This window comes from Glutamicibacter sp. NPDC087583, from assembly GCF_044743685.1.
Lineage (GTDB): Bacteria > Actinomycetota > Actinomycetes > Actinomycetales > Micrococcaceae > Glutamicibacter.
The window spans coordinates 282,632-308,734 of record NZ_JBIUWY010000001.1; the positions used below are offsets into that span (position 1 = coordinate 282,632).

The 26,103-nt window shown below is 58.6% G+C and carries 22 protein-coding genes and 1 tRNA gene; 15 read left to right on the top strand and 8 right to left on the bottom strand.

The features are described from left to right. Positions 1-70 precede the first annotated feature (70 nt). Entirely contained in the window at positions 71-1,027 is a 957-nt protein-coding gene (gene mshD / locus ACIOU9_RS01360) for a mycothiol synthase (RefSeq protein WP_133833613.1), read from the bottom strand. A gap of 52 nt (positions 1,028-1,079) precedes the next feature. Then, positions 1,080-1,748, bottom strand: a complete 669-nt coding sequence (locus ACIOU9_RS01365) for a response regulator transcription factor (RefSeq protein ID WP_105656876.1) — start codon at positions 1,746-1,748, stop codon at positions 1,080-1,082. 198 nt (positions 1,749-1,946) lie between these two features. Between ACIOU9_RS01365 and ACIOU9_RS01370 the strand changes: the two genes are divergently transcribed. From ACIOU9_RS01370 to ACIOU9_RS01380, 3 genes are all read left to right on the top strand, one after another. Next, the gene (locus ACIOU9_RS01370) at positions 1,947-2,615 is read left to right on the top strand and encodes a hypothetical protein (protein WP_105661542.1); all 669 of its coding nucleotides are present in this window, start codon (positions 1,947-1,949) and stop codon (positions 2,613-2,615) included. Positions 2,616-2,881: 266 nt separating this feature from the next. Continuing rightward, positions 2,882-3,496 (top strand): FABP family protein, encoded by a 615-nt coding sequence (locus ACIOU9_RS01375; protein WP_133833614.1) that lies wholly within the window; start codon positions 2,882-2,884, stop codon positions 3,494-3,496. Positions 3,497-3,498: 2 nt separating this feature from the next. Beyond that, complete coding sequence (locus ACIOU9_RS01380; RefSeq protein ID WP_133833615.1) at positions 3,499-4,581, top strand: folate-binding protein YgfZ; 1,083 nt, start codon at positions 3,499-3,501, stop codon at positions 4,579-4,581. Between the two features lie 74 nt (positions 4,582-4,655). Here ACIOU9_RS01380 and ACIOU9_RS01385 read toward each other — a convergent pair whose 3' ends face one another. The 4 genes from ACIOU9_RS01385 to ACIOU9_RS01400 form a co-directional block, all read right to left on the bottom strand. After that, entirely contained in the window at positions 4,656-5,684 is a 1,029-nt protein-coding gene (locus ACIOU9_RS01385) for a 6-phosphofructokinase (protein WP_402695890.1), read from the bottom strand. Between the two features lie 254 nt (positions 5,685-5,938). Next, positions 5,939-6,181 carry a PspC domain-containing protein gene (locus tag ACIOU9_RS01390; RefSeq protein WP_105656871.1) on the bottom strand — a complete coding sequence of 81 codons (243 nt, stop codon included), beginning with the start codon at positions 6,179-6,181 and terminating at the stop codon, positions 5,939-5,941. Between the two features lie 35 nt (positions 6,182-6,216). Then, a complete protein-coding gene (locus ACIOU9_RS01395; protein ID WP_133833616.1) occupies positions 6,217-6,465 on the bottom strand; it encodes a hypothetical protein in 249 nt (82 codons plus the stop codon). A gap of 12 nt (positions 6,466-6,477) precedes the next feature. Then, positions 6,478-7,800 carry a PspC domain-containing protein gene (locus ACIOU9_RS01400; RefSeq protein ID WP_133833617.1) on the bottom strand — a complete coding sequence of 441 codons (1,323 nt, stop codon included), beginning with the start codon at positions 7,798-7,800 and terminating at the stop codon, positions 6,478-6,480. Positions 7,801-7,926: 126 nt separating this feature from the next. Here ACIOU9_RS01400 and ACIOU9_RS01405 point away from each other — a divergent pair, with 126 nt between their 5' ends. Together ACIOU9_RS01405 and ACIOU9_RS01410 are read left to right on the top strand one after the other, a co-directional pair. Beyond that, a complete protein-coding gene (locus ACIOU9_RS01405; RefSeq protein WP_133833618.1) occupies positions 7,927-9,180 on the top strand; it encodes an ATP-binding protein in 1,254 nt (417 codons plus the stop codon). Positions 9,181-9,184: 4 nt separating this feature from the next. Next, positions 9,185-9,853 carry a response regulator transcription factor gene (locus tag ACIOU9_RS01410; protein ID WP_133833619.1) on the top strand — a complete coding sequence of 223 codons (669 nt, stop codon included), beginning with the start codon at positions 9,185-9,187 and terminating at the stop codon, positions 9,851-9,853. 74 nt (positions 9,854-9,927) lie between these two features. Here ACIOU9_RS01410 and ACIOU9_RS01415 read toward each other — a convergent pair whose 3' ends face one another. Beyond that, on the bottom strand, positions 9,928-11,127 hold the full coding sequence (locus ACIOU9_RS01415) for a pyridoxal phosphate-dependent aminotransferase (RefSeq protein WP_105661541.1): 1,200 nt from the start codon (positions 11,125-11,127) through the stop codon (positions 9,928-9,930). A 268-nt stretch (positions 11,128-11,395) separates the two neighbouring features. Between ACIOU9_RS01415 and ACIOU9_RS01420 the strand changes: the two genes are divergently transcribed. From ACIOU9_RS01420 to ACIOU9_RS01455, 8 genes are all read left to right on the top strand, one after another. Next, positions 11,396-11,468 (top strand) — tRNA-Trp (locus tag ACIOU9_RS01420). Positions 11,469-11,582: 114 nt separating this feature from the next. Next, the gene (secE, locus tag ACIOU9_RS01425; RefSeq protein ID WP_038992215.1) at positions 11,583-11,831 is read left to right on the top strand and encodes a preprotein translocase subunit SecE; all 249 of its coding nucleotides are present in this window, start codon (positions 11,583-11,585) and stop codon (positions 11,829-11,831) included. A 72-nt stretch (positions 11,832-11,903) separates the two neighbouring features. Beyond that, positions 11,904-12,773 carry a transcription termination/antitermination protein NusG gene (nusG, locus tag ACIOU9_RS01430; RefSeq protein WP_402695892.1) on the top strand — a complete coding sequence of 290 codons (870 nt, stop codon included), beginning with the start codon at positions 11,904-11,906 and terminating at the stop codon, positions 12,771-12,773. Positions 12,774-12,903: 130 nt separating this feature from the next. After that, on the top strand, positions 12,904-13,335 hold the full coding sequence (gene rplK / locus ACIOU9_RS01435) for a 50S ribosomal protein L11 (RefSeq protein ID WP_105657674.1): 432 nt from the start codon (positions 12,904-12,906) through the stop codon (positions 13,333-13,335). Positions 13,336-13,470: 135 nt separating this feature from the next. Further along, a complete protein-coding gene (rplA, locus tag ACIOU9_RS01440) occupies positions 13,471-14,175 on the top strand; it encodes a 50S ribosomal protein L1 (protein WP_105661540.1) in 705 nt (234 codons plus the stop codon). A 557-nt stretch (positions 14,176-14,732) separates the two neighbouring features. Next, positions 14,733-15,254, top strand: a complete 522-nt coding sequence (gene rplJ, locus ACIOU9_RS01445) for a 50S ribosomal protein L10 (protein ID WP_105657672.1) — start codon at positions 14,733-14,735, stop codon at positions 15,252-15,254. A gap of 73 nt (positions 15,255-15,327) precedes the next feature. After that, positions 15,328-15,702 (top strand): 50S ribosomal protein L7/L12, encoded by a 375-nt coding sequence (gene rplL, locus ACIOU9_RS01450; protein WP_133833621.1) that lies wholly within the window; start codon positions 15,328-15,330, stop codon positions 15,700-15,702. A gap of 147 nt (positions 15,703-15,849) precedes the next feature. Continuing rightward, positions 15,850-17,019, top strand: coding sequence for an acyltransferase (locus ACIOU9_RS01455; RefSeq protein ID WP_133833622.1), 1,170 nt, complete (start codon positions 15,850-15,852; stop codon positions 17,017-17,019). On the opposite strand, the gene ACIOU9_RS01460 is transcribed toward ACIOU9_RS01455, so the two are convergent. Next, the gene (locus ACIOU9_RS01460) at positions 16,973-17,470 is read right to left on the bottom strand and encodes an aminoacyl-tRNA deacylase (protein WP_133833623.1); all 498 of its coding nucleotides are present in this window, start codon (positions 17,468-17,470) and stop codon (positions 16,973-16,975) included. The two genes, ACIOU9_RS01455 and ACIOU9_RS01460, sit on opposite strands and share 47 nt — an antisense overlap. A 614-nt stretch (positions 17,471-18,084) precedes the next feature. On the opposite strand from ACIOU9_RS01460, the gene ACIOU9_RS01465 reads away from it, so the two are divergent. Both ACIOU9_RS01465 and ACIOU9_RS01470 read left to right on the top strand, forming a co-directional pair. Further along, a complete protein-coding gene (locus tag ACIOU9_RS01465) occupies positions 18,085-21,591 on the top strand; it encodes a DNA-directed RNA polymerase subunit beta (protein WP_105657689.1) in 3,507 nt (1,168 codons plus the stop codon). Between the two features lie 97 nt (positions 21,592-21,688). Continuing rightward, entirely contained in the window at positions 21,689-25,579 is a 3,891-nt protein-coding gene (locus ACIOU9_RS01470; RefSeq protein WP_105657668.1) for a DNA-directed RNA polymerase subunit beta', read from the top strand. Positions 25,580-26,103: the final 524 nt, after the last annotated feature.

The following is a 26,103-nucleotide window of genomic DNA, read 5'->3' on the forward strand; positions in this document are numbered from 1 at the left end:
TCTTTCCTGCAAGTGGACGCTAAAGACACCGCTGGCGGCAGTCGCGATAAATCAGGGACTGCCGGTACCCCTAGTCTATCTTCTGCGGACCGTACATAATGTCCGCATCCCAAAGTGTGAAGCCCAGCGAGCGGTAGAGCTTAACTGCAGCTTCATTATCGGCATCCACGTACAAGATCACCGCATCGACGCCCAGTTCCAGCAGGTAGTTGATGCCGGTGGTGGTCAAGGACCGGCCCAGGCCTAGTCCCTGCGCTTCGGGAACGACGCCGACAACGTAAACCTCGCCGGTGGGGCGGACCGCGTCTGCGGTAGCAGGATGGATTTTGGTCCAGTGGTAGGCGAGCAGATTCTCCTCCGCGTCAAAGGCCAAGAAGAAGCCGGATGGGTCGAACCAGTCCTCGGACATGCGCGCTTCGAGGTCATTGAGGGTCAGCGAACCTTGCTCGGGATGATGCACGAAGGACTTGGCGTTAGCTTCCAGCCATTGCGGCTCGTCCTCGCCAACACGGAAGGTGCGGACCGTAATCCGGCGATCAATCGCAGGCTCTTCAAGGTAATCGGTGCCTTCGCGGCGCATCCGGAACAGCTCGCGTACGCGGTCCAGGCCCACACCTGCGGCCAGCTTCTTGGCTGCATCGTGGTCGCCGTGCGCCCACGCCTGGATCTTCGAGAGATCCAGCAGCTCACCGAGCTTGCCCAGCAGGGCCCGGCCAATGCCAGCGCGGCGATGCTCGGGGTGGACTACCAGTTCCAGGACCCAAGGCTGATCCGGGGATTCCCGAACCGCGATGGCAACGCCGGCCAACGTCGACTCCGCGCCTTCGCCGGCTTCAGCCAGCAGGGCAAGCAGATTCTGGCTAGGCTCATCGGCTGCCAATGCCACCAGGGTCTGGTCGCTCAACGGCGGGTTGCCATCGGCTTTCTGCGCATCGAGGGCTAGCTGGCGCACGTCGGATAGCGCCCGTTCATCAAGCTCACCGGGGACGTGCTGGATGGAAACAGTGTTCTGTGGCAGTTCGCTCATGCATTTCACGATAGTCGTAAAATGTGCGAAGTGGGTAGGAGTTATCTGAAAGTTATGATTCGGTGTGGAAGCGGTAGCCGACGTTGCGCACCGTTCCGATGAGCTGTTCATGATCGGTGCCGAGTTTCGCGCGCAAACGTCGCACATGCACGTCTACGGTACGGGTGCCTCCGTAGTAGTCGTATCCCCACACTTCATGCAGCAGCTGTTCGCGGGTGAAGACTCGGCCGGGGAACTGTGCGAGGTACTTGAGCAGTTCGAACTCTTTGTATGTCAGGTCCAGCATGCGGTTATCGATACGGGCGGTGTAGCTCAACTCATCGATGCGCAGGCCCGAAGTGCTTTCAGCGGCCACCGGTGCGGGGGCGGGAACCGTGGCTCCGGAGAGCATCAGGCGGATGCGTGCATCAAGCTCGGCAGGGATGGCGGAAGGCAACAGGAAATCAGTCGCAAACCAATCCGAGTTCAAAATGCCCAGTGCGCCTTCGCTGACAACCAGCAGCAAGGGCAGATTCAAATTGGCGTGCAATAACTGCGCCAGGGAGCGCGCCGGAATGAGATCTGTACGGGCATCGAGGATGACCGCGTCGCACTCAGGGATTTGGCTCAGCGACTCCGTTGTTGCAGGGAAGAAAGAAATCTCGTGCAATAACAGTTCGAGTGCCGGAAGAACTTCAGCGGCATTTTCGGCATGATTACTTAATAGCAGTAGGTGAGCCAATCGGTCTTCCTCCTGCCAGATAGTTGCGAAAAAATCACTTTTACGTGTCACAGTATAAGGAATGAATCAGTTGAAGCACGCATGTAAACACGCAAGTGCGGACACATTACCGTCAGGAATCAGAATTTGAGAATCAAGGTTTTATTCAGTGGACTCGTTGCAGCGGCACTGCTTGTCGTTGTTGCAAGTCTGGATTCGATGAGCTGGCTGATGGGTGTGCTCACCGCGGTCTTGCAGCTGATTTTCGCCTATACCTGGCCACGAATGGTCCGCTCTGATGCGCCATGGCCGATCACCATCATCTTGGCGTTGTGCTCTTTGGCGGCTACGGCTTCGACCATGTTCATGCCAGGCGGGTCGGTGATGTCACATAGTGTCGAAGCAATCGCCGTTGGCGTGCTTCTGGTATTTATCAGCCAGGTATTGCGCGGGGCAGAAGCCGAAGGCCGGCTGGCCGGTGTGGTTTCTGGCGTGACCGGCATAGTCCTGGGCGTGCTGGGTTCCGCCTGGGCCGCTAGTGCTTATGTGCCCTACGGCTTTGGGCTGGCCGTCACAACCGTGGTCGCTCTGCTTGGGGCTGGTGCGGTTGCCGTTACCCGCCTGCCAAACCGGATGACCATGATTCTGGCGCCTGTGGTCGCTGCCGCATTGGGCGCGGCCTCCAGCGCGCTGCCAATCGATATGCTCTGGTACCAAGGGGCGACCCTGGGACTGCTGACCGGCTTGCTGGTGGGTTCATTACGGGCATTGGCCTTGGTCAGCCGCAGCGTACGAAACATGAGTGGAATCCTTGGCCTTGCCTGCGCCATCTTGCTGATGAGCGGTGCGGTCAGCTGGTACGCGATGGAAGTGCTGGCTTTCATTTAGCGGTGAGCGGTTCAAATATGATGCTAGCTGCGTCACGCGTGTCGAAGTTCTCCTGCCTCCCGCGCTAAGATGAAGCCATGAATGAAAATTACCTTGCAATCGAAATTTTCTTCCAGGCACTTGTAGTGATCGCCGGTCTCGGAATGGCTGGGTTCGCAGGCTTGGTAGTGAAGCGCCTCTTCCAGGGCCAGAAGTAGAAACAGCGCACACAACAACGTGTGCGCTGTTTTCATTTCATCACTAACTGACTTAGGAGCGAGTAGTCCATGGCTTTTGACCTACCTACGGACCTCACCCCGGAACTTGTACCTTTCGCATGGCTCATCGGCACCTGGGAAGGTGCTGGCCGTCTTGGCGAAGGCGAAGCCGAGGACGAGTTTTTCTGGCAGCAAGTCACCTTCCGTGACGTTGGCGGGCCGTACCTTGAATACCGCAGTGAAGCCTGGCTGACCGAAGCCGATGGCACGAAGCTGCGGATCCTAGCCGTTGAAACCGGCTTCTGGTCCTTGGACCGTGAACAGCAGGAAGCCGATGCCGGTCCTGGCATGGAACCCGGTGACATCTTCCCGGTACTGCGTTCGGCCGACGATGTGCAGAAGCTGCATACCGAAGACGGCTTCAAGATCCAGGCGCAAATTGTCCGACCAGACGGCATCTCAGAGCTGTATTACGGCCTGATTAATGGACCACGCATTCAGCTGGCCACCGAGAGCTTGCTGCGCAGCAAGAACGCCCAAGCTTACGCGTCCTCAACCCGGATCTACGGTCTGGTCAATGGCGAGCTGTTCTGGCGCTGGGATGTTTCCAAGGGCAATATGGATCTTCAAGCGCACGCCTCGGCGGCGCTCAAGCGTGTCACCTCGGAAGGCACGGTGCACTAATCATGGCCACTGAATACCGTTCGGTCCTGCTGGACCGTGCTGCTGCAGTGGAAGCTGGCGGCGTAGATGCCGGCGTCGCAGCCCACTACGGCGCTCCTACCCGCGAAGCTCGCAAACTCGCTGAGGGCCAGGCAATTGCCGATCTGAGCCACTTCGATGTCGTGGAGATCCGCGGCGAAGACCGCCAGAGTTGGCTCGATACGCTCAGCAGCCAGCGCATTTCCAGCCTGAAGCCAGGAGACAGCACCCAGACGCTGCTGCTTTCGGTTCAAGGACGCATTGAGCACGAAATGAAGGTGCTGGCCACCGCAGATCGCTTGCTGCTGATCGTTGAACCTGGTGCCGGAGCAGCGTTGGCGCAGTTCCTGAACTCAATGCGCTTCATGCTGCGCGTTGAGGTCAATGATCTTTCCGAGAGCTACGGCGTATTGGCGGCTACCCGCAAGATTGGCACTGCCGGGAGCCTGGTCTGGGAGAACCCATGGCCCGGAATCACCGACGGTGGTTGGGCCTATTCCCGTGAGGATCACCCGGGCAAGGAACGTCCGTGGTTCTTGCATATCGTGGAGTTGGAGCAGCTTGCCGTCGCAGTAGCTGACGAAGAGCTGTCAGGCATGATGGCTGTCGAGGCCTTGCGTATCGCCGCGTGGGAGCCGCGCTTCGGTGCCGAGATAGACGACAAGACCATTCCCCACGAGTTGGATTGGCTGCGTACCGCGGTGCACATGGACAAGGGCTGCTATAAAGGCCAGGAAACAATTGCCCGGGTGCACAACATCGGCCACCCGCCTCGTCGCATGGTTTTCTTGGACCTCGACGGTTCCATGCACACGCTGCCTGCCACCGGCGCCGAAGTGAAGCTGGGGGAGCGCACGGTTGGCCGGATCACTTCCGCGACTTTGCACTATGAAGCCGGGCCAATCGCCTTGGCCGTGGTCAAGCGCAACGTTGACCCGGAAGCGGTTCTGTCCGTGGTGGACGGCGAAACGAGCTACCCGGCAACGCAGGAAGTCATTGTGGCGACCGACGCCGGCCAGGTCGCTGGGCGCTTTACCGGGTTCCTGAGAACCCCGCCGCAAGGCTAAAGGCCAAAGAGAAGGGCGTGGGTTGGAATGCTGTTCACAGCATTCCAACCCACGCCCTTGGTGTATCTCCAGGCCTAGCCGAAGAGCACGGCGGCCTCTTCGTAGCGTTCCATGGGGACACGCTTGAGGTTGTTCAGTGCGGCACGCAGCGGTACGCGCAGCACCTTGGTGCCGTGCAACGCCACCATGGTGCCCCACGCCTCGGCATGGATGGAATCCACCGCAGCCATTCCCAAACGGGTGGCCAGGACACGGTCAAAAGCGGTGGGGACGCCGCCGCGCTGAATATGTCCCAGCACGGTTGCACGCGTTTCGATGCCGGTACGTTCCTCAATGACCGGGGCGAGCATCTCCCCGATGCCGCCAAGGCGGGCGCGTCCGAAGGAATCGAGACCACGTACCGAGAACGCTTCTTCCATGCCTTCTGGCACAAAGCCTTCGGCCACAACCACCAACGGGGCGCGTCCGCGCTCATGGGCTTCGTTCACCCATTGGCAGATCTGCTCCATGGTGGTGGAAACCTCCGGGATGAGCACCGCGTGCGCACCGGATGCCATCCCCGCGTGCAGTGCAATCCAGCCTACGTGGCGGCCCATTACCTCGGCCACCATGCAGCGGTGGTGGGAATCGCCGGTGGTGCGCAGGCGGTCAATGGCTTCGACCGCAATCTGGTTAGCGGTATCGAAACCGAAGGTGTAATCCGTGGCGTCCAAGTCATTATCGATGGTCTTGGGAACGCCAACGATAGGAAGGCCGGCTTCGCATAGGCGCTGGGCGCCAGCTAAGGTGCCTTCCCCGCCGATGGCAATCAGCGCATCGATGCTATTGGATTTGAGAACCTTGAAAATGTTCTCCGCGCCACCAAGTTCCCCTTCAAACGCATTGGTGCGTGAGGTGCCCAAAATGGTGCCGCCTTGCTTGGCGATGCCACGCACAGCGGTTCGCGGAAGGTCGAAGAAGTCGCCTTCCTTGACGCCGCGCCAGCCGTCGCGGAAACCGACGAATTCGTCGTCGTAGCTTTTGATGCCGTTCAGTACCGCACCGCGGATGACGGCGTTCAGACCGGGGCAGTCGCCGCCTGAGGTCATGATTCCAATGCGCATTGGCCCTCGCTTAGTAATGGGAAAGCCCTGTGCGACAGCTGGAGCGTGCAGGCCCCGTGATAACGCTGTAACAGCAAAGAGTTCCATTCGGATTTCAGTCAATATCCGCGCGCCATTGAGCATCTACTCTGCGTGCCATTGTACGTGCTTAAAGCCACTAGGGCGAGTCTCATGTCACGGAAGTGCACGAGCCTCGCCCTAGCCGGATAGCGATGCCAAGCATCGTTCCCGAGCAGGCCAGCCGGGAACGGTATTTAGAATTTGCGAAGCCAGTTCTGCAAGATGATGGTGTTGTCCTGCGCTGGGATCAGGATCCACGCCAGGATATATGCGGCAACACCCATTACCGGAAGCAAGAACGAAAGCAGTAGGGCGATACGCACCAAGGTGACATCCCACCCGAACTTGTCGGCGATGCCCCCGGCGACGCCACCGGCCAATCGGCCTGGCCCGCGACGAAGCGGCATGGAACGAAGCGAGTTGAAGAATGCGTCCATCAGAGAACTCCTAATTGTTGGAAAAGCTTGGAGGCTTAGAGATTGGGGTCGGTGGGAACCGGTGGTTCGGCTTCGGATTTGCGGGCCTTGCCGGCCGATGCCAATCCGGAGAAGATCATGGCTACGCCGGCCAAGGCGACGATAGCGATGAAGAACAGCGGCATGTCAAAGCTCCACTGCAAGACCAGACGGCTGAGCGATGCCAGGGCGACAACGATCAGAATCAGGCCGAAGACCAAGGTTCCGGTAGGGAATTTCCTAGCGGGAGTAGAAGAAGTATTCATGGGGCTCAGTCCTTAGAAATCCGTGTTGCTGGGGTTCAGGATGCTGGGATCATCCACGGTCGTGGAGAACGAGGAAAAAACTCCGTCTACTTCAATGGTCAGCATTGGTGCATTTCCCGGCAAGGACCGCCGGTCCTGCGGCAGTTCCATATCCATTCCGGAAAGGAATGCGCCGTCGGTCTCGATCTTCACCGGAACATTCTCCGGCAGCAGCAGATCCATTCTGGAGAAGACAGAATCGATCTCCACCGTGGTGGGTTTGGTGATACTGCCCAGATGGGTCAGGTCAACCGTTGAGCTGCTGAAAACAGCGCTGTATTGGCTGTCGCTGCCGGTAGCCGATCGAACGAACCCGCGGGCAGATTCCTCGAAAGACGTAGCAGAGAAGATCACCGTCAGGACCAGCAATGGAATGGCCAAACCCAACAGGCCTCCACTGGTTCGCCCGGAGAGGGCCGCTAGGACAATGGTGATGCCAACAAGCAACAGGCCGCAAGCCAAGGCCACGGTCCAGCCCGAACCAGGCAAGGCCACGATATCCAGGTAGTCGGCCAGCATGACCACGGCGACCACCAGCACGGTAACGCCGAAGACGGTGGTGCCAAGCCAACCCGGAATCGGGCGGCTGATCGGCTTGCGATTCGCCTTGGCACTGTAGGCCTTCGTGTATGCGGGATCCGGCGAATAGCTATTTTCGTACTGGCCCGCTGGGCCAGAATCACCTGAATTCATGGGGTGCTCCTTCATCGGCGCATCCGGGTAGTTCGTCCCGAACCCGCTAGCTACGCTCGCATTGAAACTCTGGGTGCCGTCCTCACGCCAAGGATGCTCCAACGCGGTGCTCTTCTCGGCAGCCCTTGGCGAGGCAGCAGAGCTGTCACCGGTCGCTGCCGGATTGCGGGCTTGGTCCGGACGCGCAAACCGGGTGTTCTTCCTGCTGAAGATAATGAATGCGATAGCCGCAACAATAGCCAGGGGCCACAGGACCGGTGCCAGCGAATCCAAGAACCAGGGAGCAGGGAAGATGCCCAGCGCAAAGATGATCACCGCGCCAGTCATGCCGCTGGTCCAGTTCCGGTTCACGGCACTTTCCAGATGCATTTTGCCTCCCGCATCAGGAAGCAACGCCCAAGCCAGTCCATAGAGCACCATGCCCAAGCCGCCTAGGACACCGAGCACCACGAAGATGCCGCGGATCAGCACTACATCGACCTTGAAATAATCGGCGACACCAGTTGCAACGCCACCGAGCCACTGCGAGTCCTGGCGAGTGATCGGTGATTTGCGCAGCTGGTCGTAAAAGCCGCGACGACGTTGAGAGCCTTCGTTGTTCATAGTCCAATGTTCTCGTGTGGCAGGGGTCCCGCGCTATGAGGGGATACCCTGAACTTCCCCTAGGGGTGCCCCTAGATCCGGTGATCAACCGGGAAGAAACGACAAGAACGTGCTTGACTTAGAACTATGGAAAGTCCTGAACGGCGTTTGATGGTGCGCAGCGAGAACCGGCTAATCGCCGGCGTCTGCGGCGGCCTCGCGGAGCACCTGGGCATCCCGCTGGGGTACGTGCGTATTGGGTTCCTGGGATTGTCCGCACTGGGCGGCATCGGCATTCTGCTCTACGCGTGGCTTTGGGTATTCGTCCCGAGCGCCGAAGAGGCGCACGCTGACGAGCTTCGCTCCTGGGGCACCAGATCACGCAGCCTTGCTGAAGAAATGAACCGGGTGCAGCAAGGCATCTTCCGTCCACGCGAAGGTTGGGAAAGGAACTCCACCTGGCGTGACACGCTGATCGGTGCGGGCCTGCTGGCGCTCGCCGTCCTGGCTTATGGACAGTGGACCGGCTGGAATATCCGCTGGGATCTGATCTGGCCTAGCTTGGGCGTGATTGCCGGTATTGTGCTGGCTTGGATCCAGTTCGATGAAGGTATCACCGAGCACAAGAAGCGCCCGTCACTGCCTTTCTTGCTGCGCCTGGCTTTTGGCCTGGTCCTGGTCATCGGCGGTCTGCTGGCCCTGCTGGGCAATACTGTCGGAGCCGCAGACCTGCTCGGCGGCTTGTGGGCGGCCTTGGCGATCATTGTCGGCGCAGTCGTGGTGTTGCTTCCCTGGGGCACTCGGCTTTGGCGCGATTTCATCGCTGAACGGAGCTCGCGCCAGGCGGCGGCCCAACGTGCAGAGTTCGCGGCCCACCTGCACGACTCGGTCTTGCAGACCTTGGCAGTGATTCAAAAACGCAGTGAAGACCCAGCGGCGGTGAGAACCTTGGCACGCGTCCAAGAGCGTGAACTGCGCCAATGGCTGTACGGCAACCATGACCTTGATGATGAAGATGTAATCGTTGAGATCCAGCACGAGGCAAGCCACATCGAACAGCTGCTACTGCGTGATGTAGAAGTCATATCCGTAGGCAATGCTCAGGGCTTTGCCGGGCAGCAGGCACTGGTGGCCGCTAGCCGCGAGGCGATGATGAACGCAGCGAAGCATGCCGAGGGCAAGATTTCGGTATTCATCGAATGCTCGGCCGAACAAGTAGAAGTGTATGTGCGTGACCGCGGCACCGGTTTCGAAGTAGATGGAATACCGGCGGACCGGCACGGCGTCAGGGAATCAATCATTGGCCGCATGGAACGCGCAGGCGGCATGGCGCATATCCGGAGCGGTGAATCCGGAACCGAGGTGCAGCTGAGCATGCCACTGAACATGGAGGAAGAATAGAAACATGAACGCTGAGAACACCACCGAGAACTACCGTGTAGTGCTGGTGGATGACCACGCCATCTTCCGTTCCGGTTTACGTGCCGATTTGGCCCAGGACATCCAGATTGTCGGGGAAGCTGGCACCGTGGAAGGAGCCATCGAGGTGATCACCGAACAGCAACCGGATGTGGTGCTCCTGGATGTGCATCTGCCCGGTGGCCGCGGCGGGGGCGGGGCCGAAGTGCTCAAGGGGTGCACCGGGCTGCTGGGATCCACGCGTTTCCTGGCATTGAGCGTTTCCGACGCAGCACAGGACGTAGTGACGGTCATCCGTGCCGGTGCTCGCGGGTATGTCACCAAGAGCATTTCCGGGGCCGAAATTTCCGATGCAGTACGTCGCGTGGCCGGGGGAGATGCCGTGTTCTCGCCACGGTTGGCCGGGTTCGTCCTGGACGCCTTTGGCAGCAGCGGTCCGGTGGCAGAAATCGATGAAGAGCTGGATTTGCTCTCTGACCGCGAATTGCAAGTCATGCGTTTGATTGCCCGGGGATATAGCTATAAGGAAGTAGCCAAGGAACTGTTCATCTCGGTAAAGACCGTGGAATCGCATGTGTCCAATGTGCTGCGCAAGCTCCAGCTATCCAACCGCCACGAACTTACCCGTTGGGCTGTGGACCGCAAGATCCTCTAAACGGCGCTGCGGCAAAGCACAGAAGCCGGGCAGTCCATCATGGACTGCCCGGCTTCTTTAGCGGCGCGGTTTTTCTACTTGGCTTCGCCCAGCAGCTTGGCCATCCGTGCGACGCCTTCTTCGAGATCAGCATCACCCAGTGCATATGACATGCGGATATAGCCGGAAGGGCCGAATGCTTCACCTGGAACGACGGCAACTTCTGCCTGTTCCAGGATGAAAGCAGCAAGTTCTGCACTGGTGTTGTTCACAACGCCGCGGATTTCGCGACCCAGCAGGCCTCGAACATCCGAATACGCGTAGAACGCGCCTTCCGGAGTAGGGCAGTGCAGGCCGTCAATCGCGTTCAGTGATTCGACGATGGCCAAGCGGCGACGGTTGAAGGCAACCTTCATGTCGTTCACGGCATCCAGCGGCCCGGCAACAGCAGCCAGGGCGGCTCGCTGCGATACGTTGGAAACGTTCGAGGTGGCGTGGGACTGCAGGTTGGTGGCGGCCTTGATGACATCCAGCGGACCTGCCATCCAACCCACGCGCCAGCCGGTCATTGCGTAGGTCTTTGCCACGCCGTTGAGGATGACAACTCGGTCTTCGAGCTCTGGGACCAAGGTCGCGATGGAGCTGAAAGTTGCATCGCCGTAGGTCAAGTGCTCGTAGATCTCATCGGTAACAACCCACAGCCCCTTGGAAGCAGCCCACTGGCCGATCTCGCGGACCTGCTCCGGGGTGTATACGGCACCGGTGGGGTTCGAAGGAGAAACGAACAGCAGCACCTTGGTGCGTTCGGTCAGTACGGATTCGAGCTGTTCGACGGTAACCTTGTAGCCCTGCTCCGGGCCGGCAAAGACCGATACGGCCTTGCCTCCGGCGAGCTGGATGGCTTCGGGATAGGTGGTCCAGTACGGAGCCGGAACGATGACCTCGTCACCTGGATCAAGCAGGGTTGCGAAGGTGTTGTACACCGCCTGCTTGCCGCCATTGGTGACCAGAACCTGGTTGGCCTTGAGCTCGTAGCCCGAATCGCGCATGGTTTTGGCGGCGATTGCTTCGCGCAGCTCGGGAAGGCCGGCTGCAGGGGAGTAGCGGTGGTTCTTTGGATCCTGGGCCGCCTTGACTGCTGCTTCGACAATGTAGCCAGGGGTTGGGAAGTCGGGTTCACCGGCACCGAAACCGATTACTGGTCGACCTGCTGCTTTAAGAGCCTTCGCCTTGGCATCTACTGCGAGAGTCGCGGATTCGGAAATTGCGCCGATGCGGCGAGAAATGCGAGACATTGGGGATTCGTCCTGAAGTCTATGGGGACAGCTGTTACACCTCAGTTTAGTTCGCAACCTTGCACTTCAGCATCACAATTTTGAAAATGACACAATAAGGTGCGCAACGGGGCGCGGGAATGCGTTCTGCGCCACACCGGAGGTTGTCAGTTCGACATTTCCGATTTCGTTGCGTAAAGTTATTTCTCGTTGCCGAGACATCGCAACGGACGAAGCTGAATGTTTTATCCGCTAAGATGTTCTAGGTGGGAGCGGTAAAAAGCTCCGAAGGGTAGTGGCGCAATTGGTAGCGCAGCGGTCTCCAAAACCGCAGGTTGCAGGTTCGAGTCCTGTCTGCCCTGCGCAATAGCGATTTATCGCTTAGCGAATTATCTCATCACGGTGTGTTGCAGTCGAATAGACTATGGCACACCGTGATTGTTTCAACTGGCCAAATTTTTGAAACGAGGAAGAACATGACCGAATCTGCTCTCAGCTCCGGTAAGGGTGGACAGAAGTTGGGTTTCTTTGCCCGGATCTTCTTGTTTTTCCGCCAGGTAATCGCAGAACTTAAGAAGGTCGTCACCCCGACCCGCAGTGAACTAGTGAATTATTTCCTGGTTGTTGTCGGTTTCGTGGTCGTGGTGATGCTGATCGTGACGGCCCTGGACTTCGTCTTTGGGCAGGGTTCGATCCTCCTGTTCACCAACAAGGTCGAACAGTAATTTTGTTGCCTCGGAGGTATGATTACCCCGAGGCAATTTAGTGTCATTCAGTCAAAGAAAGCAGGAGCTGCAGTGTCCGACAAGGAACTCGAACCGCAGATTAATGACGAGGTCGAAAACGAGTTCGTTGAAGCCGCCGGCGATCAGGTTGAGCCAGCTGTAGAAGCTGACGTCGACCCAACCGAAGCACCAGCACAGGACGCTGAAGACGCTCAGGTAATCGAAGGCGCAGCTGTAGAAGCTGAAGGCGACGACAACGAAGCCGAAGCTGAAGAAGCCGAGGGCGAAGACAACGAAGCCGACGCTGAAGAAGCCGAGGGCGAAGACAACGTAGCCAAGCTCAAGGAAGAATTCCGCGCTAAGCTCCGTCGTCTTCCAGGTGACTGGTTTGTCATTCACACCTACGCTGGTTACGAAAACCGCGTGAAGGTCAATCTTGAGACCCGTATCCAGACCCAGGACATGGATGAGTTCATCTTCGATATCCAGGTTCCAATGGAAGAGGTCGTCGAGGTCAAGAACACTCAGCGCAAGATCGTTCGCCGCGTGCGCATCCCGGGCTATGTCCTGGTCCGCATGGAGCTGACTGACGCTTCGTGGGGTGTTGTTCGACACACTCCAGGTGTCACTGGATTCGTTGGCAACGCCCACGATCCAAACCCACTGAGCCTTGACGAAGTGTTCTCCATGCTTGAGCACACCATCGTTGATCCAGTAGAGCAGCCATCGGCGTCCAAGCCAGGCCGTGCTCCAATTACTGAGGTCACCGTGGACTTCGAAGTCGGCGAATCGGTTATCGTCAATGACGGACCGTTCGAAACGATGCCGGCAACCATCTCGGAGATCAAGCTGGATGCCGCACAGCTGGTCGTACTGGTTTCGATCTTCGAACGTGAAACCCCAGTGACCCTGAACTTCAACCAGGTCACCAAGATCCAGTAGTATTAAGTCTTCGTGCCCCGCATCGGTCGCTTATCGATGCGAGGGTACGCTTGGCTGTCGCGCCACGATAGCCAGATCCCCGTGCCACGCTCCTGTGCCACGGGAAACGCAAGAGTAAGAAGGACCCGACATGGCCCCAAAGAAAAAGGTCACCGGACTCATCAAGCTGCAGATCCAGGCAGGTGCTGCTAACCCAGCTCCTCCAATCGGTCCAGCCCTTGGTCAGCACGGCGTCAACATCATGGAATTCTGCAAGGCTTACAACGCAGCGACCGAGTCGCAGCGCGGTAACGTTGTTCCAGTTGAGATCACCGTATACGAAGACCGTTCGTTCACTTTCATCACCAAGACTCCTCCTGCAGCTGAGCTGATCAAGAAGGCAGCTGGCATTGCAAAGGGTTCGGGTGTTCCGCACACCGACAAGGTTGCTAACCTGACCCAGGCTCAGGTTGAGGAAATCGCCACCACCAAGATGGCTGACCTGAACGCAAATGACCTGGCTGCTGCAGCCAAGATCATCGCCGGCACCGCCCGCTCCATGGGCGTGACCGTAGAAGGCTAATCCCGCCTTCCGCTGTTCACACGCTGGATAGCACCCAAGAATTCAATCTAAGGCGAAACGGTCATCTGATCGATTCGCCCGTGGCAGGACCCCGCGCGGTCCATATGACCACGACTGCATAAGGAGAAAACGCAGATGGCAAAGCGCAGCAAAGCATACGTAGCCGCCGCGGCTAAGATCGATGCCGACAACAACGTCTACGCTCCAGCCGAGGCAATTGCCCTGGCTAAGGAGACCGCAGGCGATAAGACCAACTCGACCGTTGAGGTTGCTTTCCGCCTGGGTGTTGACCCACGTAAGGCTGACCAGATGGTTCGCGGTACCGTAAACCTTCCACACGGCACCGGCAAGACCGCCCGCGTGGTTGTTTTCGCTAACGGTGACAAGGCAGAAGCAGCTCGCGAAGCTGGCGCCGACTTCGTTGGCTCGGACGACCTGATCGAAAAGATCCAGGGCGGCTGGACCGACTTCGACGCAGCAGTTGCAACCCCTGACCTGATGGGCAAGGTTGGCCGCTTGGGTAAGGTACTGGGTCCTCGTAACCTGATGCCAAACCCTAAGACCGGCACCGTGACCATGGATGTGGCCAAGGCTGTAACCGACATCAAGGGCGGCAAGATCGACTTCCGCGTCGACAAGCACTCGAACCTGCACTTCATCATTGGCAAGGTTTCGTTCGACGCAAAGCAGCTGACCGAGAACTACGCAGCAGCTCTGGAAGAGGTTATGCGCCTGAAGCCTTCGGCTTCGAAGGGTCGCTACATCTCGAAGGCAACCATCGCTACCACCTTCGGTCCAGGTATTCCTGTTGACGCGAACGTAACCCGCGTTGAGGCCTAAGTCTAGTAGCTAACTAGCTTGGGGGAGCATGCCGATAATCGGCATGCTCCCTTCCTTTTTAAACGAGGAATCTGCGCGATGGCCACGGCTGCTGGCAAGCGTATTCATGTTTCGTACCAGCCGGTAGCCGATGATAAGCTTTGACTACCGAGTATCTCGGTCATCCGCGTATGGATCCCCCAAGGCCCTACGCGGATGAGATACGAAAGTTTCCCCAAAACTTTTGTATCGGCGGGACTTACTACTAGCGTTCCCCAAGCGTTGGTAAGTGAGTCCCGCCATTCTAATTTAATTCCCCTAGTGACCAGGATCATGAGATTGGCTCCGGCTTCGATTTGCTGTGGGCTGGAATGCTCATATAAACTAGAAATACCGAAGACCGTCGGTCGAGCATTTGGTTTCCAACTGCTCCTAATGATCCGCAAGGATGACCAACGCAGGTTACATAGATTTTTTGACTTTGAATAAGTTGAAACGCCCTGTGCTCCTGCGCGGGGCTATTTTTATGGCCTCGCCGGTTTTGAAACGGTACCGAACAAATCCCCGGAAGGAGTGTTATGGCAACCCCAAGCAAGACTGCAGCGATTGAAGAAATCACCGCGGAATTCAATGATTCGTCGGCGGCTGTCTTGACCGAATACCGTGGGCTTACCGTTGCACAGCTCAAGGATCTGCGCCGCTCGCTTGGTCAGGAGACCAAGTACGCAGTCGTAAAGAACACCTTGACCGCAATCGCAGCGAAGAACGCTGGCATCGATGCTTTCGATGAACAGCTTTCTGGTCCAACCGCAATCGCCTTCATTAAGGGCGATGCAGTTGCTGCCGCTAAGAGCCTCACGGAATTCGCCAAGACTAACGAAAAGCTGGTCATCAAGACCGGTTGGTTCGAAGGTAAGGCACTGGACCAGAGCGGCATCGCTGCTTTGGCTGCGCTGGAATCCCGCGAAACTCAGCTCGCCCGCGTTGCAGCAGTGCTGCTGGCTCCAGCTTCCGCTGCTGCCCGCGCTGTCGAAGCTCTGCGTGCAAAGCTCGACGAGAACGGTGGCGAAGCTGCCGAGGAAGCTCCGGCAGAAGCCTAAGCTTTCGAGTTCTCTCGCAACGTAAACCCAAATTCATCGGCCCTCAAGGCCAAAAACCGAAAGGACGCCCACCATGGCGAAGCTCAGCAACGAAGAGCTGCTTTCCGCATTCAAGGAAATGACCATCATCGAACTGTCCGAGTTCGTTAAGGAATTCGAAGAGACCTTCGACGTAACCGCTGCTGCTGTTGCAGTTGCTGGTCCAGCTGCAGGCGGCGAAGCTGCTGCTGAAGAGAAGACCGAATTCGACGTAGTCCTCGAGTCGGCTGGCGACAAGAAGATCGCAGTTATCAAGGAAGTTCGCGCACTGACTTCCCTGGGCCTGAAGGAAGCTAAGGAGCTCGTTGACGCTGCTCCAAAGGCTCTGCTTGAGGGTGTTGCAAAGGACGCTGCCGAGAAGGCTAAGGAAGCTCTGGAAGCTGCCGGCGCTACCGTCACCGTTAAGTAAGTACAGCGGTCACTCGCAACTTATTGCCAAAGGTCCACAGACGAAAGTCTGTGGGCCTTTGGTCGTTAAGCTGGGAAGTCCATAGCAATTGTTTTATAACGTTTCTATTAACAGCGTTTATTCAAGTTCATTGTTTACAGTGAAAATGTGTCAAAAACCGTAGCTACCCAGAACCAGAAACCAGCACCGCGGCTAGGGCTCCTAGACGCATTGAGGATTACAGCTGCGCTAATTGTCGTCCTGTACCACTACACCGCATGGGGACATGATCACTGGGGGAGGCAGGCCGCAGAGTTCTGGCCAGTACTCTCCGAATTCACCCGTTACGGACAGCTGGGTGTACAGCTATTCTTCCTCATCTCGGGCTTCGTTATCCTGATGTCCCTCCAGGGAAAGAACGTCATTGGTTTCATCGGCTCGCGTGTGGGCCGCCTCTACCCGGCCTACTGGCTCGCGGTACTCGCAGCAACAGTACTCTCGCTTGGGATCTGGCCCTCCGGCAATGAGGGACGCTCGGCCAGTGATATTCTGCCCAATCTGAGCATGATGCAGGCTGGATTCGGCGTCACCGATATGGACGGTGTCTATTGGACACTTTGGGTCGAGTTGCGTTTCTATGTGTTGCTCGCAGTGCTCTTGTCCATGGGCTTCGTGAAGAACAAGCACATCCTCTTGCTCTCTGCCATTTGGCCCGCTCTGGGCCTGTATCTGCATTTCACAAGCTTGGACAAGCTGCAGGAATGGATTGCCGGGCAGTATGCGGCCCTGTTCGCAGCCGGCATGGTGCTCTTCTTGATCTATCAAAGCGGCCACAGCATTCTGCGGTGGTCCATGCTCGCAGGCAATACTGCCATCGCCGCATTTTTCACCGGCATCAAGGGGCGCAGTGACGCGGACTTGCTCTCCGGGATGGATATCCCCGCCTGGCATTTCCAGCTGCTGACCGTCCTGTGCGTAGTTCTGCTGGCGGTGTGCACCCTGACTCCGCTCAAGAACGTCCAGGGCAAATGGCTGGCTGTGGCCGGTTCATTGACTTACCCGCTGTACCTGGTGCACCAGTTGTGGGGTTGGTGGCTAATCAACCAGCTGCACGGTTTCGTGAACAAGTACGTGCTGCTGGCCGGTTTGCTGGTGCTGATGCTAGGAATTGCCTACCTGGTGGCACGCTTCGTCGAGCAGCCGCTGGGTCTGCCGCTGCGCAACGCGACGATCAAGGGATTGACCAAGTCGCAGGCCTGGGCCAAGAAGGCATTGGCTAAGCCAGGGCTGTTTATTCCGGAGTCGAAATATCAGCAATCGTGGCATCAAATCCGCTAACCAAATCCTTGGCGCGAACCAGCAGTCCATGGGCTCGGTCCCCGCTGCCCAGTCCTATCTGTTCCGATACGGGCTCTTCGAAGACGCTGGCATCGATGTAGACAGGCAGTACCGTGTGCGAGCCAAAAGGCGTAATGGTTCCGGTCTCGTAGTGCGTGACATCCCAAGCGATATCTGAAGATGGCAGGGAGAGCTTATTGACGCCCATGACTCCGCGCAGCTTCGCCCAGTCAAGTTTCCGCCCGCCGGGGATCAGCGCGAAGACGAAGGTGCCGTCTGTGCGTTTGATAACCAGCGTCTTGAGCAAGGCCGAGGCCGAGATTCCCAAGGCGTCCGCAGCCTCTTCCAGCGAGCGGACCTTGTCGCGCGGCACAATCTCGATTGGGATGTTCCGGCGCGAGGCGTCCAGGGTAACTCGGGTCAGTGCTTCATCTGACTGCAGCTTATTCACTTCGTCTCCTAACCGTGGATGTTTGCTCGATCATAGCTAGTGGCGAAAGAAGAAGCCACCGGACACACGAGGTCGCAAAGGCTTATATCTGCTGGGCGAGCGTGTAGCTTCAAGCCTCCCGGATACCCGGAAAAAAATCTCCAAGAACGTTCGCCATGCGGCTGAAGCGGAGAAAAATTGGGGTTTCTGATGCCTGCTGAGGAGAATGTGACAGAAAGCATAACGTTGCCTGATGCCCGGAATCCGGAGTCTGCGTTCAGCGGGCCAAGACCTTTGGCAATTCGCAAGAATCCGCGAAAACAAGGGTATCAGTTGGGAAAATGCATGCACTTTTCGGTGCGCGGTACGACCGGGTTGCGCGCTGGCGCGGTGCTTGGAAACCTGAGTGGCAGCCCGCGCGAAAGTGGGGGCGAAAACTATAGCACGAATTTCTGCACCGAGTATCGACAACCGGATTTTCCTCCGGTAGAGTAGAAATTTGCGCCTTGCTGTTTGCGCGCGCGGCCTTCATATAGCGGTGGGTTCGTGCGGACGAAAAAAGAGGAACTGTCCTATGGCAGGAACCTTAGCACGGTAAGCGTTCGGAAACCTGACGGTCTTTGGAAGGATCCATCTTGGTCGCCTCGAGCAACCCTAACAACCAAACCGCTAGTTCGGCTCGCGATGCTGCATACGCTGGCCGACTTTCTTTTGCAAAGATTCACGAACCCCTTGAAGTGCCTAACCTGCTGGCATTGCAGACCGAGAGCTTTGACCGCCTCGTCGGCAACCAGAACTGGGTAGAGCGCCTGGCCAAGGCAGAAGCCGCTGGTGACTTCAGCGTGCCCAACACCTCGGGCCTGGCAGAAATCTTCGAGGAAATCTCCCCAATCGAGGACTTCCAGGACACCATGTCCTTGAGCTTCTCGGATCCGGAGTTCGCTGATCCTAAGTACTCGATCGCAGAGTGCAAGGACCGCGACGCCACCTACGCGGCACCGCTGTATGTCAAGGCCGAATTCATGAACAATGAAACCGGCGAAATCAAGCAGCAGACCGTGTTCATGGGCGATTTCCCGCTGATGAGCGAAAAGGGCACCTTCATCATCAACGGCACCGAGCGTGTCGTTGTGTCCCAGCTGGTTCGCTCCCCAGGTGCGTACTTCGAGTCCACGCCGGACAAGACCAGTGACAAGACGATCTTCTCGGCACGTATCATCCCATCGCGTGGTGCATGGTTCGAGCTGGAAATCGACAAGCGCGACCAGATCGGCGTACGCCTTGATCGCAAGCGCAAGCAGTCGGTCACCGTCTTGCTCAAGGCCCTTGGCTGGAGCGAAGAGCAGATCCTGTCCGAGTTCGGCCAGTACGATTCGATGCGCGCAACCTTGGAAAAGGACAGCATCAAGGATCAGAACGAAGCCTTGCTGGACATCTACCGCAAGCTGCGTCCAGGCGAGCCTCCTACGGTTGAGGCCGCCCAGGCACTGCTGAAGAACATGTACTTCGAGCCTAAGCGCTACGACCTGGCAAAGGTTGGCCGCTACAAGATCAACCGCAAGCTGGGCGTGGAGACTCCGGTCAACGCCGAGAACGCTTCGGTGCTCTCGCTGGACGACCTGGTAGCGATGATCCGCTACCTCGTTGCGCTGCACGCAGGCGAGAAGACTGTTCAGGGCACCCGCAAGGGCGAGATCGTTGACGTTCCTGTCAACGTCGACGACATCGACCACTTCGGCAACCGCCGCATCCGCGCCGTGGGCGAACTGATCGAGAACCAGGTCCGCACCGGCCTGTCCCGCATGGAGCGTGTTGTGCGCGAGCGCATGACCACCCAGGACGTCGAGGCGATCACCCCGCAGACCCTGATCAACATCCGCCCTGTTGTGGCTGCCATCAAGGAGTTCTTCGGAACCTCGCAGCTTTCGCAGTTCATGGACCAGAACAACCCGCTGGCCGGCCTGACCCACAAGCGCCGCTTGTCGGCTCTGGGCCCGGGCGGCCTGTCCCGTGACCGCGCAGGCATGGAAGTACGAGACGTCCACCCGTCCCACTACGGACGCATGTGCCCAATTGAAACCCCGGAAGGCCCGAACATCGGCCTGATCGGTTCGTTGGCTACCTACGGACGCATCAACTCCTTCGGCTTCATCGAAACCCCGTACCGCCGCGTCGCCAATGGCGTCGTGTCCAACGAGGTCGACTACCTGACCGCCGATGACGAGCTGCAGCACTACATCGCACAGGCCAACGCGCCTCTGGATGAGAACGGCCGCTTCGTTGAAGAGACCGTTCTGGTTCGCGAAAAGGGCGGTGGCGGCGAGCCTGTCATCGTCGATTCCGCTGAAGTGACCTTCATGGACGTTTCGCCGCGCCAGATGGTTTCGGTGGCAACCGCGCTGATTCCATTCCTCGAGCACGACGATGCCAACCGCGCACTGATGGGCGCCAACATGCAGCGCCAGGCTGTGCCGCTGCTGAAGTCCGAGCGTCCGCTGGTGGGTACCGGCATGGAGAAGTTCGCCGCGGTTGACGCCGGCGACTCCGTTGTCGCCGCCAAGCCAGGCGTGGTCACCGAGGTATCTGCTGACCTGGTTGTCGTCATGAACGATGACGGCACCGAGTCGATGTACCCGATCATGAAGTTCGCCCGCTCGAACCAGGGCAACGCCTACAACCAGCGCGTTCGCGTGTCCGAAGGCGACCGCCTGGAATACCAGTCGATCATCGCTGACGGTCCTTCGACCGACTCCGGCGAGCTCTCGCTGGGCAAGAACCTGCTCGTGGCATTCATGTCCTGGGAAGGCTACAACTACGAGGATGCGATCATCCTCTCCCAGCGCATGATCTTCGACGACGTACTCACCTCGATTCACATCGAAGAGCACGAAGTCGATGCCCGCGACACCAAGCTCGGTGCCGAGGAAATCACCCGCGACATCCCGAATGTCTCGGAAGACATCCTCTCCCAGCTCGATGACCGCGGCATCGTCTACATCGGTGCCGAGGTCGAGGCCGGCGACGTGCTGGTAGGCCGTGTCACCCCTAAGGGCGAGACCGAACTGACCCCGGAAGAGCGCCTGCTGCGTGCCATCTTCGGTGAGAAGTCGCGCGAAGTGCGCGACACCTCGCTGAAGGTTCCGCACGGCGAGTCCGGCACCGTCATTGGTGTTCGCATCTTCGACCGCGACAACGACGATGACCTTTCCCCTGGTGTCAACCAGCTGGTCCGCGTCTACGTTGCCCAGAAGCGCAAGATCTCGATCGGCGACAAGCTCGCAGGTCGCCACGGTAACAAGGGTGTCATCTCGCGCATCATGCCGCTGGAAGACATGCCATTCCTGGAAGACGGCACCCCGCTGGATGTCATCCTGAACCCGCTAGGTGTGCCAGGTCGTATGAACGTCGGCCAGGTTATGGAAATCCACCTGGGTTGGGCTGCCAAGCAGGGCTGGAAGATCGAAGGCGAGCCTGAATGGGTCCGCGATCTGCCGAACCTGCCACGCGAGTCCGGTTCCACCACCGTGGCAACCCCGGTCTTCGATGGCGCTTCCGAAGAGGAAATCCGCGGCATCCTGGATTCGACCAGCAAGACCCGTGACGGTGTGCGCCTGATTGGCAACTCCGGCAAGGCGAAGCTGTTCGACGGCCGCTCCGGCGACCCGCTGCCGGATCCGGTTTCCGTGGGCTACATGTACATCTTGAAGCTCCACCACCTGGTGGACGACAAGATCCACGCCCGTTCCACCGGTCCATACTCCATGATCACCCAGCAGCCACTGGGCGGTAAGGCCCAGTTCGGTGGCCAGCGCTTCGGCGAGATGGAAGTTTGGGCACTGGAAGCATACGGTGCCGCTTACACACTGCAGGAAATCCTGACCATCAAGTCGGATGATATCCACGGCCGCGTGAAGGTCTACGAAGCTATCGTCAAGGGCGAGAACGTTCCAGAGCCTGGTGTTCCAGAATCGTTCAAGGTGCTCATCAAGGAAATGCAGTCGCTGTGCTTGAACGTCGAGGTACTCGGTACCGACGGCAACACTATCGAAATGCGTGAGTCGGACGAGGAATCGTTCCGCGCCGCTGAAGAGCTGGGCATCGACCTTTCACGGTCGGAGCCGAACTCCGTAGAGGAAGTGTAATCTGGCGCCCTGCCTGCAGGACCTGCAGGCAGCGGCGGCAAATTCCCACCCTCATTCGTATCGACTTCAGACACCACAGAAGAGAGAAAAGGACCATATGTCCAGCGATTCCTCATTCGGCCTCATGCGAATCAACCTTGCCACCGCGGATGAAATCCGTGGATGGAGCTACGGCGAGGTCAAGAAGCCGGAAACCATTAACTACCGCACCCTGAAGCCGGAGAAGGACGGTCTTTTCTGCGAAAAGATCTTCGGCCCTTCCCGCGACTGGGAATGCTACTGCGGCAAGTACAAGCGCGTGCGCTTCAAGGGCATCATCTGCGAGCGTTGCGGCGTCGAGGTGACCCGCGCGAACGTACGCCGTGAGCGCATGGGCCACATCGAGCTGGCAGCTCCTGTGACCCACATCTGGTACTTCAAGGGCGTTCCATCGCGCTTGGGCTACCTGCTCGATCTGGCTCCGAAGGACCTCGAAAAGGTCATCTACTTCGCTGCCTACATGATCACCGGTGTCGACGAAGCACGCCGCCACGCCGAAATGCCTAACCTGCAGGCCCAGCACGACCTGGAACTGCGAAACCTTGCGAACAACTCGGAAGCTGACAAGAAGGCTGTTGCAGCCGACCTGGAAGCCGAGCTGGAGCGCATGGAAGCTGACGGCGCCAAGAATGCCGAGCTGAACAAGGCCCGCACCTTGGCCGAGAAGACTGTTCTGCAGATCGACAAGCGCGCCAAGGCCGAAGCCGAGCGCCTGCGTGCGGTCTGGGAGCGCTTCAAGAACCTGAAGGTCGCCGACCTCGAAGGCGACGAAGGCCTGTACCGCACCATGCGTGAGAAGTACGGACTGTTCTTCGAAGGCTCCATGGGTGCAGAAGCTATCCAGAAGCGCCTTGAGAACTTCGATCTGGCGGCTGAAGCTGAAGAGCTGAAGACCATCATCGAAAACGGCAAGGGCCAGAAGAAGGCTCGTGCGCTCAAGCGCCTGAAGGTCGTCAACGCGTTCCTTGTCAACGGCAACTCGCCTAAGGGCATGGTCCTTGACGCCGTTCCGGTGATCCCGCCAGAACTGCGCCCGATGGTCCAGCTCGACGGTGGCCGTTTCGCTACCTCGGATCTGAACGACCTGTACCGCCGCGTGATCAACCGCAACAACCGCCTCAAGCGCCTGCTTGATCTCGGTGCGCCAGAGATCATCGTGAACAACGAAAAGCGCATGATGCAGGAAGCTGTTGACTCGCTGTTCGATAACGGCCGTCGTGGCCGTCCGGTGACCGGTCCAGGCAACCGCCCGCTGAAGTCCCTGAGCGACATGCTCAAGGGCAAGCAGGGTCGTTTCCGCCAGAACCTGCTGGGCAAGCGCGTTGACTACTCGGGCCGTTCGGTCATCGTTGTCGGCCCGCAGCTGAAGCTGCACCAGTGCGGTCTGCCAAAGCAGATGGCCCTGGAGCTGTTCAAGCCTTTCGTGATGAAGCGCCTGGTTGACCTCAACCACGCACAGAACATCAAGTCGGCTAAGCGCATGGTCGAGCGTTACCGCCCGCAGGTTTGGGATGTTCTCGAAGAGATCATCACCGAGCACCCGGTACTGCTCAACCGTGCACCTACCCTGCACCGCTTGGGTATCCAGGCCTTCGAACCACAGCTGATCGAAGGCAAGGCCCTGCAGCTGCACCCATTGGTTTGCGGCGCGTTCAACGCTGACTTCGACGGTGACCAGATGGCAGTCCACCTGCCGCTGAGCCCAGAAGCACAGGCTGAAGCCCGTATCTTGATGCTGTCCTCGCACAACATCTTGAAGCCTTCCGATGGCCGCCCAGTGGCACAGCCTTCGCAGGATATGATCATCGGCTTGCACCACTTGACCACCAAGCGTGCAACCGAAAAGGGCGCCGGCCGCGTGTTCGCTACCGTATCCGAGGCCATCATGGCCAAGGATCTGGGCGAACTGCACCTGAACGCACCGATCAAGGTCCGCGTGGAGAACTTCGTTCCTTCCGCAGACCAGCCAGCCCCTGAGGGCTGGGAGCCAGGTACCCCGGCATTGCTGGATACCTCGCTTGGCCAGGTGCTGTTCAACGACACCCTGCCTGCGGACTACCCATGGGTAGCCACCGTAGCGGGCAAGGATGCGCTCTCGGAGATCGTCAACGATCTGGCAGAGCGCTACCCGAAGATCATTGCCGCAGCTACCCTGGATAACCTGAAGGACGCCGGTTTCTACTGGTCGACCCGCTCGGGTGTCACCGTGGCGATCTCGGACATTACCTCGAACATGGATAAGGCAGCCATCTTGGCTCCTTACGAGGTGAAGGCCGCCAAGGTCCAGGCTTCCTACGACAAGGGCCTGATTGCAGATACCGAGCGCCGCCAGGACCTGATCGACATCTGGACCAAGGCTACCGACGAGGTTGCCGAGGCGATGAAGAACGGCATGGAAGAGCTGAACACCATTAACCGAATGGTGACTTCCAAGGCTCGTGGTAACTACCTGCAATTGCGTCAGATCGCGGGTATCCGTGGTCTGGTGTCCAACCCTAAGGGTGAAATTATTCCTCGCCCGATCAAGTCTTCCTACCGTGAAGGCCTGTCGGTTCTGGAGTACTTCATCGCGACCCACGGTGCCCGTAAGGGCCTGGCGGATACCGCGCTGAAGACCGCTAACTCGGGTTACCTGACCCGTCGTCTGGTGGACGTTTCGCAGGATGTTATCGTTCGCGAAGAGGACTGCGGCACCAAGCGCGGCTTGACCGTTGCCATTGCAGATAACTCTGCCGGCATCCGCGTCAAGCACGAGACCGTGGAGAACTCGGCATACACCCGTACGCTGGCTACCGACGTCAAGAACGCTGAAGGCACCGTGCTGGCTACCGCCGGTTCGGATGTCGGCGACGTGCTGATCGACGAGCTGTACGCTGCAGGCGTGGATGAAATCCGCGTTCGCTCCGTGCTGACCTGCGACTCGGCTGTTGGAACCTGTGCTCTGTGCTACGGGCGTTCGCTGGCCAGCGGCAAGACCGTGGACATCGGCGAGGCTGTTGGCATTATCGCCGCGCAGTCCATCGGCGAGCCTGGTACCCAGCTGACCATGCGTACCTTCCACACCGGTGGTGTAGCGTCTGCTGACGATATCACCCAGGGTCTGCCTCGTATCCAGGAACTGTTCGAAGCCCGTACCCCTAAGGGTGTGGCTCCGATGTCCGAGGTTGCCGGTCGCGTGTCGATTGAAGACGACGAGAAGCAGCTGCGTGTTGTAGTTACTCCAGACAACGGCGACGAGAAGCAGGCCTACCCGGTTCTGCGCCGTGCTCGCCTGTTGGTTGAAGAGGGCGAAAGCATCGTTGCCGGCACCCAGCTCACCAGCGGTACCTTGGATCCGAAGCAGGTTCTTCGAGTCCTCGGCCCACGTGAGGCACAGAAGTTCCTGGTCCGCGAGGTCCAGGATGTGTACCAGTCCCAGGGTGTAGGCATCCACGATAAGCACGTGGAAGTCATCGTCCGCCAGATGCTGCGCCGCGTCACCGTCATCGAGTCCGGCGAGACCGACTTGCTGCCAGGCGAGTTGGCCGATCGTTCGCGCTTCACCGCGGCGAACCGCAAGGCCGTTTCGGAAGGCCAGCGTCCAGCTGCCGGCCGTGACGAGCTGATGGGCATCACCAAGGCATCGCTGGCCACCGATTCGTGGCTGTCGGCTGCTTCCTTCCAGGAAACCACTCGCGTCCTGACCCAGGCTGCGATGGAAGGCAAGGAAGATCCACTGCGCGGTCTGAAGGAAAACGTGATCATCGGTAAGCTGATCCCGGCCGGTACCGGTCTGGATCGCTACACCCAGGTCAACGTCGAGCCAACCGATGAAGCAAAGGCAACTTTGTTCACCGGCACCTCGGCCTTCTCTTCGGGCCTGTACGACGATGCGCTGGAAGGCGGGCTGTCGCCTGAATTCCGTGCCATCTCGATGGACGACTACGACCACGGCTCGGACTTCCGCTAAACCGGGAGCACTGTCACCGTAAGGTAGTTTGACCCAATGCCTGCCCGCACACTGTGCGGGCAGGCATTGGGCGTTTAACCGCCACAGTTCCCAGTGGTCTGCGTTCCGGGGCCTGCGCGCAACACGGGGTGGAAATAGTAGTCGATGAATCCACTGGGAGATTTAGGAACTAGTATTCGCCTTGATGCGGATCCGCTGGCAAGCCGGCAGCGGACATCCGCGGATTCGGGTGGTTTTCATCTGGCGGTCCCGTGGCGTTCAGCTGGGGTCGATATCGTAGTCACTACCCAAACCGTCTCGATGGCGGCGGGGGCCAAGAGTGGCCTGGTCGGTGAGATAGCTTACTGTACATGGTGGCTCGGTGGATTAATGCTAGACTGAGGTCAATTGTTTTATGTGTGGCAAAATGGACTCCGTCCGGGTTGCGGGTAGGTTGCGCAACGAATGCCACACTTTCGCACGCCTAGGGACTTTTGATTCTGAGTGCGCGGTAAAGCAAGCAGCTAGCTACATTGCGAAGCGCT